Raw genomic sequence first — 10,093 nt, forward strand, 5'->3', positions numbered from 1 at the left:
AGCGCGAGGGCGATGTGGTGCACGTCGTGGCACAGGAGATCACCGATCTCTCTGCCGAGCTGGTCAGCGTCGGGTCGCAGGAGGTGGGATTCCCGCTTCACCATGGGCATGGCGCCGAGTTCCGTGACGATAATGATGGGTGGGTGCATGCCGACGAACAAGTCGGCACATGAGATGGGCTGTCTGAGATGAACGTTGAATGGTACAATGTTTGAATGCTTGGAGTTCGCAGGGGGGGAGCCGTGTTCATCGCACGAGTCATGGCCGCTTTCGTCTTCGCCGTCATCACGTGCCTGACAGCAAGTCAGCCAGTGGTGGCTGCAGGATCAAGCGGCGTCAAGTTGCGCCCTGACAAAGTGGTGCTGATATTTGTTCCTGGCATTTTTGGTTCAGGCCTTTTCAATCCGACGACCCAACAGTGGCACTGGGGGCACGATGACTACGGTAGTCGCGGCCTTTCCTTGAAAGAGTACCCGACATTTGAGACATCGCTGCTCGAAAAAGCGACGGTCCGTGTTGCCGGAATGAAAGTCAAAGAGCGCAATGTTTATTCCGATTTCAGGGAACACGGAGACTGGATCGTTGGAGACGTCTTTTCCTTCGCTTACGATTGGCGCAAATCCAATCGAATGACGGCGGCTGAGTTCGATGAATGGCTTTGCGAGGTTCTTCCGCCGCGAGACGATCACGCCAGGGTTGTGATTGTTGCCCATTCCATGGGCGGGTTGGTGCTGCGCCATTGGCTCAAGGATTACCTAGAGCCTGAAACAGGTTGCGCCAGCGCGACTGTGGAGCAGATAGACCAATTCGTGTTTGCCGGAACACCCCATCTGGGGTCGCTGGAGCCGGTAGAATCACTGGTTACAGGACAGTCGGCTCTGACGGAAGAACCATTCTTCTCTTTACTGTTCAGTGACAATGTGGTCCGGGACGCGCTCACTTTCGAGAGCACCTACGAGCTGTTGCCCGCCTACAATATCATCAGGCCCGATTGTGCTGCGGCCGATACGGATCTGAGCAGAATGGTGACGTTTGTCAGCGACACGGCGACGCCGCGCGCTCTTCAGCTCTGGAACGTTAGGCACTGGAAGAGACTGGGTCTGCCGCTCAAACTCCCTTCAGGAATGGGGCGCGACGCCACACTTGAGATGGTCGAAACGCGACTTGCTTCCGCAGCGGAGACGGTTTGCTCCCTTCTTACTCATGAACATCCTCCCGAGATCCTTCAGAAGATGTTTTTCGTGACTGGTTCCAAGGAGGGCCGGGATGGGCGGAGCAAGATTCGAGATACATTATCAGAACTCGAATTTCCCGTTGGGGTGAACGCATCGGATCCAAAGCCCGTCATGGCACGAGGCGACGGTACAGTTCCTTCCTGGTCTGCCTATCCCTCTTGGCGCCTAGGTTACAGGGACTACCTTCCGGTGAGCGCCTACCACGATGCGCTCCTCAGCGAGTCCAATGTGAAACTCTACATTGATACCTTAATCGAATACGCAGCTAGGACGGCTGCAATCGAACTCGGAGATATGTTTACAACTAGGCCAACGGATCAAGCTGCACTTCGCACCTCCTTGGAGGATTTTGCAGCGCTCGATCCGGCGCTTCTTGACCCGTCCGTTTATCGTTTGGCGGTTGACCAATTTCACGAGGCCGCGGCGGAAGCAGGTGTAGATGGAAACGAGCTGTATGATGTAGCGAACCGCTATGATGGCGAGAACCGTTCGGCCTTTCGAGCGATCACGTTCTCAGTCGCTGCGCGAGACGGTGTGAATTTGAATGCGGATCGAATGTTCTGGGCCAAGCAAAATTCGGCTTATGCATTCTATCAACTTGGTGCTGCGAATTATGCGACAGGTGCAGCGTTTGAGGCAGCAGGCGTGAATATCGCTAACTTCGGCGCCGAGGAAAATCAGCCGGTCCGTGTACCTGAAAAATTCTTCAATCAGGACGCCAAGTGGCGGAGCGTTGCCGCTAGAGGCTTGGAGCAACTGGGATATGAGGCAGCAGCCGAGGCAGTGAGCAGCGGACCAATTCCCACCTCCTACGAAATGGAACTGACGATCAATGGGCTGAGGAGGCAATCGGCGATTACCCTACCCTAAGCCGCCATTGTCCAATTGGGAGATTTCGGCCAGCCAGCTACCCCGAAAGCTGATTGAGTTTGCGTGACAAAGTTCGTCAGTCTCGTCCCGTTTCTATTGTGGTCTTCTGTGTATCTGGGCGTTTCCTTTCGGGCCGGTCTATTGGCAAAGCTGAAGCCCCCTTGAAGGGTATTCACCCATGGGGCGGCTATTCTTGACGCTCTTGGGAATAGGGGAGATGGGGGGCTATGGTCGCTGTGATCCGCCGGTGGCTCGAGCACAGACGCGCAATCCGCCGGCGCTGGCAAGCCGATGCTCGTCGCCTCGCCGCGGCCGAGGGGGCCAACGCTTACTATGAGGCGCAGCGCCGTGCCGCCCGGGCACGCGATCGCGGCGAGACAGCCGAATTCTATCACTGGGCCAAGGTCGCCGCCGAAATCGCCCGCATCTCCCCGCACGCGGAAATGGACATCGACAGGGTGACCGCGATTGTCGCAAACGAAGAGCGACGCAGCGGTTGACGTGCGGGTGTGCGTGCCGCTTGCGCGCTGCGCCCGGCAAGGGAGGCTTCGCCGCGGCGGGCCGGATCGATCCGTCTCCGCAGATCTGCCGGGTTGCCCGCCGCGCCCTTGCCCGTCTTGCTCTTCGCGGCATGCCGATCCTCGTCCCGGAAAACACCGGGAGCGGGAATCGGATAAGAGGAGCGCGCGAAGGCGCAGGGCGAGATGATGGAAAAAGCAGACCTGGAAGAGCTGAGAGGAAAGGTGCCCTGCAGCGCCGTGCTGGAGGACGCGGGGTTCGCGCTCGATCTCAAGGAGAGCAGCCGCAAGGCGATGAAGTATCGCCGCGCCAGCGAGATCATCATCGTGATCCATGACGGCAAGGGCTGGTTCGATCCCTTGTCGGATGCGAAGGGCGACGTCTTCACCCTGGTGGAACATCTCGACGGCATTCCTTTTGCCGCCTCGCTCTATGTCGTTGCCGAACTGGTCGGCTTCGTCCCGACCGAACCGATCTGGAGACGCGAGGCCATCGACCGTGCGCCCGACCTGACGATCATCGAAAGGTGGCGGGTCCGGCGCAAACCCTGGCCGGGCTCGGCGACATGGCGTTATCTTCACGACACGCGCCACATTCCCGAGGCAGTGATCCGCAAAGCCATTGCCGCGAACCTCCTGCGCGAAGGCCCGAAGGGCAGCATGTGGGCCGGCCACACCGGTCCCGCCGGCCAGGTGACCGGCTGGGAGGAGCGCGGTCCCGATTGGCGCGGTTTCGCGACCGGCGGCGCCAAGGTGCTGTTCCGTCTCGGTCGGCCCGACGCGCTCCGGCTCTGTGTCACCGAGGCGGCGATCGACGCCACAAGCCTGGCTGCAATTGAAAACGTCCGCGCGGATACCCTCTATCTGAGCAGCGGTGGCGGCTGGGCACCAGCCACGGCCGAGGCCCTTCGTGCACTGGCCCACCGGCCGGGCGCCCATCTTGTCGCGGCCACCGACAACAACCCACAGGGCGAGATCTACGCCGGCCGCCTGCGAGACCTCGCTGGCGAGGCAGGATGCGGGTTCGAGCGTATGTGTCCTGCGGCGGATGACTGGAATGCGGAACTGGGAAGGAGTGAGGAATCGAAAGGGAGGGAGAAGCCGAAGGAGGACGGCTGCCGCATGCCCGCCGGCCGCCTCGAGGGTGACGCTTCGCCCGGCTGACGCCGGCCCTTGACCCGGCCGGACGGAGAGGCGGCCGCTTGAGAGGGGTCCGGAAGGGCTGAAGAGGATGGCGACGTCGAGAGGATGAGCCGCGCTCCAGCCCCGGAGGCCAAGGAGCCACCCATGACCCTCTCTCCCATCCGCAAGATCTATTTCGGCATAGCCGATCGCCGGCAGATGTTCCGTCTGTTCGATCGCCACGCCCAGCGCCCCAACCGCTGGCAGAACGACGATGGCGCCCTGTTCGCGGGCGAATGGTTCGAGATCGCCCGGCCCGAACACGATTACATGCTCGATATTCTGTCGCCGCTCTGGATGCGTCGCGAGATGTTCGCCCTGGGCGAATTCCTGACCGGCAGCATCACCAGCGTGTTCTACGCGCTGCGCATCAACGGGGCGGACCGCTACTTCCATGCCTATTGCGATCTCGCCCGGCCGGGTTCGCCGGTCGAGATGCGCGATGCCATCGTCGAGCGGGAGCGCCGCCCGGTCAAGGCGATGACCCGCGAGGAGCGCATCGAGCACATCTGGAGCGCCACCCAGGACAGGTATCGCGGCTATGCCGGGGCGGATTTCCGGCCAGAGCATCGGGGCAGGCGCACCGTCATCGTCTATGGCGGGCAGGCAAGCAGCTTCGCGTTGCTGGATCATCTGACCGACGCGCAGATCTCGGAAAAGCTTCCCGTTCATCTGCGCCACCTGCCGCTCGCCGAGGCCGCGTGAGGCTGCCATGTTCACCTTCCCGATCATGGCCGTGCGCAAGGTCATCGCGCGCGGGGAAGCCGACACGGCCGCCAATGGCGGCTTCCGCAATCCCGATTACGGCACCAGGACCGGCAAGGGCGAAAAGCCCGGCCTGTGGCTCGTCGGCGACGAGGGCGTCTACATCATCTCCAACGGCAAGCTCGCCGATGGGCAGAGGCCGCTCGTCGTCTATTCCGCCGAATGTCATCCGAAGGGCAATCCGAACTGGTGGGACTACAAGCGCCGCCATTTCGGGGGCGATGACGGCGTCGAATTCATCGATGCCGACCTGCTGATCCCGAGCTTCAACCGGAACTTCGGCGCCACCCATCTGAGGGTACAGCTCACCGAGCACGACATCTCGTTCGCGCTGATCACCCGCTGATCCCATCCCAAATCTGTCGCGTGCGTCGCGCCACGGGCAATCCCGGCGGCGGGCTGGCACGCACCCCAACACACGGAGAACAACCCATGCCCAATGACGACCCATTCACGCTCGTGTCTCCAGGCAACACCTCCCTTTCAGCCGGCCTCGGTCTTGGCGTCACCTCATTCGGCACGATAGAACCGCGGGAGGAACAGAGGATTACACGTCGGAAGAGCCGGTATCCGCGGTTTCACAACGCGCCAGCAAGTCCGCCGACAACGAACGCGGCGAGAATTTCCTTCTCGTCGGCGGCCGCGGTCTGGCCCGTAACTGGAGACAGCGCGCCCAGGACAATATCGCTGCCATCGCGCTCGCCCAGACAATCGAATCCGAAGCCCGCCCGGCGACGATTGAGGAACAGACGGCGCTCATCAGGTTCACAGGGTTCGGCGCATCGGAACTGGCCAATTCCGTGTTCCGGCACCCGGGCGAGGAGGCATTTCGCAAGGGTTGGCAGGAGATCGGCGCCGGTCTGCAGGATGTCACCTCCGAGCAGGAATACACTTCGCTCGCCCGCTGCACGCAATATGCGCATTTCACGCCCGAATTCATCGTCCGCGCCATCTGGTCGGGCTTGCTGCGCCTCGGCTGGCGCGGCGGCCGGGTGCTCGAACCCGGCATCGGCACGGGGCTGTTTCCCGCCCTGATGCCCGAGGACCTACGCCCGGTCAGCCATGTCACCGGGGTCGAGCTCGACCCTGTCACGGCGCGGATCGCCCGCCTGCTCCAGCCCCGCGCCCGCATCGTCAATGGCGACTTCGCCCGTACGGATCTGCCGGCGCATTTCGATCTGGCGATCGGCAATCCGCCCTTTTCCGATCGCACGGTGCGTTCGGACCGGGCGTATCGCGGCCTCGGTTTGCGGCTGCATGACTATTTCATCGTCAAGGCCATCGACCGGCTGAAGCCGGGCGGGCTTGCGGCCTTCGTCACCTCCAGCGGCACCATGGACAAGGCCGATCCAGCCGCCCGGGAAACGATCGCCAGACAGGCCGATCTTGTCGCCGCCATCCGCCTGCCCGAGGGCAGTTTCCGGGCCGAGGCCGGCACGAATGTGGTGGCCGACATCCTCTTTTTCCGGAAGCGTAAACCTGACGACGCCGAGGGCGACATCTCCGGTCTGGAGACCGACGAGGTTCTGCCTGCAACCGAGGACGAGGGCCCCATCCGCATCAATCGCTGGTTTGCGCAGCATCCGGATCACGTTTTGGGAACCCATGCCACGACGTCCGGACCGTTCGGTGAGACCTATACCTGCCTGCCGCAGCCTCATGCCGATCTGGAGCAGGCGCTTGCCGCCGCCATCCGTCGACTTCCGGAAGCGATCTATGACGGCGAGCCGGAAGCCGTCGGTTCGGAACGGGAACCCGGCGATGCCCACGAATTCGATGAGCCCGAAGGGCAGGGCTTCCGCGAGGGCAGCTTCTTTGTCGGCAAGAACCAGGCGCTGATGCAGATGCGCGACGGCGAACCCCTCACCGTCACCGTGCGCAAGGGCCGCGCCGCTGACGGCGTCTCCGACAAGCATGCCAGGATCATCCGCAAGCTGATCCCGATCCGAGACGCCGTGCGCGATGTCCTGAAGGCCCAGGAACTTGGTCAGCCATTCAAGCAGCACCAGGTCAGGCTGCGCATTGCCTGGTCGAATTTCGTTCGCGCCTTCGGTCCGGTGAGTTCCACGACCGTATCGGTGAAGGAGGATCTTGAGACCGGCGCAGTCCGCGAGACGCACCGTCGTCCCAATCTCCAGCCCTTCCTCGACGACCCCGATTGCTGGCTCGTTGCCTCGATCGAGGATTACGACCTCGAGTCGAACACGGCGCGCCCCGGTCCGATCTTTACCGAGCGCGTGATTGCCCCACCCACGGCGCCGGTCATCACTTCAGCCGCCGATGCGCTGGCCGTGGTGCTCAACGAGCGCGGTCATGTCGATGTCGATCACATCGCCGAGCTCGTGCATGCCGATGTGGACACCGTCATCGCCGAGCTCGGCGACGCCGTTTTCCGCGAACCCGAGACCGGGTCCTGGCAAACCGCCGACGCCTATCTCTCGGGGAAGGTGCGCGACAAGCTCAGGGCGGCGGAAGCCGCTTCGGTGCTCGATCCGGTATTTGAACGCAATGTCAGGGCGCTGCGTGATGTCCAGCCCGCGGACCTGAACCCCTCCGATATCACGGCGCGTCTGGGTGCCCCCTGGATTCCGGCCGTCGATGTCGTCGCCTTCGTCAGGGAGATGATGGGCACCGAAATCAAAATCCGCCACATGCCGGAGCTTGCCTCCTGGACGGTCGAGGCGCGCCAACTCGGATATACCGCCGCGGGGACCTCGGAATGGGGCACGGATCGGCGGCACGCCGGCGAGCTTCTCGCCGATGCGCTCAACAGCCGGGTTCCGCAGATTTTCGATACCGTGAAGGACGGCCATGCCGAGAAGCGCGTCCTCAATGTAGTCGACACCGAGGCGGCCAAGGAAAAGCTCACAAAGATCAAGACGGCCTTCCAGGCATGGATCTGGTCCGATCCAGACCGCACTGATCGGCTTGCCCGGGACTACAACGACCGGTTCAACAACATCGCCCCGCGAACGTTCAACGGCGATCACCTTCAGCTTCCAGGCGCCTCGGGCGCCTTTTCTCTTTATGGGCACCAGAAACGCGGCATCTGGCGCATTATCTCGGCGGGCTCGACCTATCTCGCGCACGCCGTCGGCGCCGGCAAAACCATGACCATGGCCGCCGCAATCATGGAGCAAAAGCGGCTCGGGCTGATTGCCAAGGCGATGCTGGTCGTTCCCGGTCATTGCCTGGCGCAGGCGGCGCGCGAGTTCCTGGCGCTCTACCCGACCGCCCGCATCCTCGTTGCCGACGAGACCAACTTTACTTTAGCCAAGCGGCATCGCTTCCTCGCCCGTGCCGCCACGGCCAACTGGGACGCGATCATCATCACCCATTCGGCGTTCAGGTTCATCTCCATTCCGTCCGCCTTCGAGCAGCAGATGATCCACGATGAGTTGGAGCTCTACGAAAACCTGCTGACCAAAGTCGAAAGCGACGACCGCGTGTCGCGCAAACGGCTTGAGCGGTTGAAGGAGGGGCTCAAGGAACGGCTGGAGGCGCTCGCGACGCGCAAGGACGATCTTCTGACCATCTCCGAGCTCGGCATTGATCAGATCATCGTCGACGAGGCCCAAGAGTTCCGCAAGCTCTCCTTTGCCACCAACATGTCGAGCTTGAAGGGGGTCGATCCGAACGGATCACAACGGGCGTGGGACCTTTACGTCAAGTCCCGTTTCGTTGAAACCAAGAACCCCGGCCGTGCGCTGGTGCTGGCCTCGGGCACCCCGATCACCAACACGCTCGGCGAAATGTTCTCCGTACAGCACTTCCTCGGCATCGAGGCGCTGAGGGAGCGTGGCCTGCACGAGTTCGATGCCTGGGCCTCGACATTCGGCGATGTGACGACCGAACTCGAGCTTCAGCCATCGGGCAAGTACAAGCCGGTCACGCGCTTTGCCACTTTCGTCAACGTGCCCGAGCTCATCGCCATGTTCCGCTCCTTTGCGGACGTCGTGTTGCCGGAGGATTTGCGGCAGTATGTGAAGGTGCCGGCGGTCTCGACCGGCAAGCGCCAGATCAGGACCTCCAAGCCGTCCGCCGCGTTCAAGCGCTACCAGGCCGTGCTCGATGCGCGCATCAAGGCGATCGAGGAACGGGAGGGGCCGGCGAAGCCCGGAGACGACATCCTGCTGTCGGTGATTACCGACGGCCGCCACGCCGCGATCGATCTGCGCCTGGTGGATCCCGACAATGACAATGAGCCCGACAACAAGCTCAACGACCTGATCGGCAACGCCTTCCGCATCTGGTCGGAAACCTCACAGAAAACCTATCGCAAGCCCGATGGCGATTGCTTTGAGCTGCCCGGTGCCGCGCAGATGATCTTTTCCGATCTCGGCACGATCAGCGTGGAAAAGAGCAGGGGGTTCTCTGCCTACCGCTGGATCCTTGACGAGCTGGTGCGCAGGGGCGTGCCGGCGTCGGAAATCGCCTTCATGCAGGACCATAAGACGGCCCAGGCCAAGCAGCGGTTGTTCGGTGACGTCAATGCCGGCAAGGTCCGGTTCCTGATCGGCTCGTCGGAAACCATGGGCACCGGTGTCAACGCCCAGCTGCGCCTCAAGGCCCTGCATCATCTTGACGTGCCGTGGCTGCCCTCGCAGATCGAGCAGCGCGAGGGTCGCATCGGCCGGCAGGGCAACCAGCATGACGAGATCGATATCTTCGCCTATGCGACGGAAAGCTCGCTCGATGCCAGCATGTGGCAGAACAACGAGCGCAAGGCCCGGTTCATCGCCGCCGCACTTTCCGGCGACACCTCGATCCGCAGGCTCGAGGACATGGGCGAGGGCCAGGCCAACCAGTTCGCCATGGCCAAGGCGATTGCGTCGGGCGACCCGCGCCTGATGCAGAAGGCGGGGCTCGAAGCCGACATCGCCCGGCTGGAGCGCCTGCGGGCCGCCCATATGGACGATCAGCATGCGGTACGCCGTCAGATTCGCGAGGCCGAACGCGACATTGAGGTCGCGACCCGCCGCATCGCTGAAATCGGCATGGACATCGACCTGCGTCTCCCGACCGCGGGCGAGGCCTTCGCGATGACCGTCGCCGGCACATCCTATTCCGAGCGCAAGGCTGCCGGCAGGGCGCTGATGAAGGAGATCCTCACCCTGGTCCAGCTCCAGCAGGAGGGTGACAGCGCGATCGCCTCGATCGGCGGCTTCGACGTCGAATTCTCCGGCGAGCGGTTCGGTGGGGACGGATATCGCTACACCACCATGCTCATGCGCACCGGCGCTGAAGACGAGATCGAACTTCCCGTCACGACGACACCGCTCGGCGCTGTCTCCAGGCTCGAGCACGCGCTCTCGGGATTCGAGGATGAGCGGGTCCACTATCGCCAGCGTCTGGCGGACGCCGAGCGCAGGCTCGCCTCCTATCGCGCTCGCCAGGGCGAAGCCTTCGCCTTTGCGGGAGAGCTTGAAGGCAAGCGCCGGCAATTGTCCGGGATCGAAACCGAGCTCGCGGACGCAGCGTCAGTGTCCGAACGGGCCGCCGCGTGACGAACTCTCTCTCAGG

At 62.7% G+C, this 10,093-nt stretch carries 7 protein-coding genes; 6 read left to right on the forward strand and 1 reads right to left on the reverse strand.

Going from position 1 to position 10,093, the window contains the following annotated elements; all coding sequences use genetic code 11:
* Positions 1 to 260 precede the first annotated feature (260 nt).
* The 5 genes from AC2CHD_RS20905 (at position 261) to AC2CHD_RS20925 (ending at position 4,916) form a co-directional block, all read left to right on the forward strand.
* Complete coding sequence (locus AC2CHD_RS20905) at positions 261 to 2,105, forward strand: esterase/lipase family protein (RefSeq protein WP_484555198.1); 1,845 nt, start codon at positions 261 to 263, stop codon at positions 2,103 to 2,105.
* 227 nt (positions 2,106 to 2,332) lie between these two features.
* Positions 2,333 to 2,605, forward strand: coding sequence for a hypothetical protein (locus AC2CHD_RS20910; RefSeq protein WP_484555199.1), 273 nt, complete (start codon positions 2,333 to 2,335; stop codon positions 2,603 to 2,605).
* Between the two features lie 204 nt (positions 2,606 to 2,809).
* Positions 2,810 to 3,787 carry a DUF3991 and toprim domain-containing protein gene (locus AC2CHD_RS20915; RefSeq protein WP_484555200.1) on the forward strand — a complete coding sequence of 326 codons (978 nt, stop codon included), beginning with the start codon at positions 2,810 to 2,812 and terminating at the stop codon, positions 3,785 to 3,787.
* 123 nt (positions 3,788 to 3,910) lie between these two features.
* Positions 3,911 to 4,510 (forward strand): DUF1419 domain-containing protein, encoded by a 600-nt coding sequence (locus tag AC2CHD_RS20920; RefSeq protein WP_484555201.1) that lies wholly within the window; start codon positions 3,911 to 3,913, stop codon positions 4,508 to 4,510.
* A gap of 7 nt (positions 4,511 to 4,517) precedes the next feature.
* Positions 4,518 to 4,916 carry a DUF3085 domain-containing protein gene (locus AC2CHD_RS20925; RefSeq protein ID WP_484555202.1) on the forward strand — a complete coding sequence of 133 codons (399 nt, stop codon included), beginning with the start codon at positions 4,518 to 4,520 and terminating at the stop codon, positions 4,914 to 4,916.
* Positions 4,917 to 5,148: 232 nt separating this feature from the next.
* Here the strand turns inward: AC2CHD_RS20925 and AC2CHD_RS20930 are convergent, their stop codons facing one another.
* Positions 5,149 to 5,382, reverse strand: coding sequence for a hypothetical protein (locus tag AC2CHD_RS20930; protein ID WP_484555203.1), 234 nt, complete (start codon positions 5,380 to 5,382; stop codon positions 5,149 to 5,151).
* Here AC2CHD_RS20930 and AC2CHD_RS20935 point away from each other — a divergent pair.
* Positions 5,371 to 10,077 (forward strand): N-6 DNA methylase, encoded by a 4,707-nt coding sequence (locus tag AC2CHD_RS20935; RefSeq protein ID WP_484555204.1) that lies wholly within the window; start codon positions 5,371 to 5,373, stop codon positions 10,075 to 10,077. The genes AC2CHD_RS20930 and AC2CHD_RS20935 overlap by 12 nt on opposite strands.
* Positions 10,078 to 10,093 lie beyond the last annotated feature (16 nt).

It is taken from the genome of Nitratireductor sp. ATLC21 (assembly GCF_057196525.1).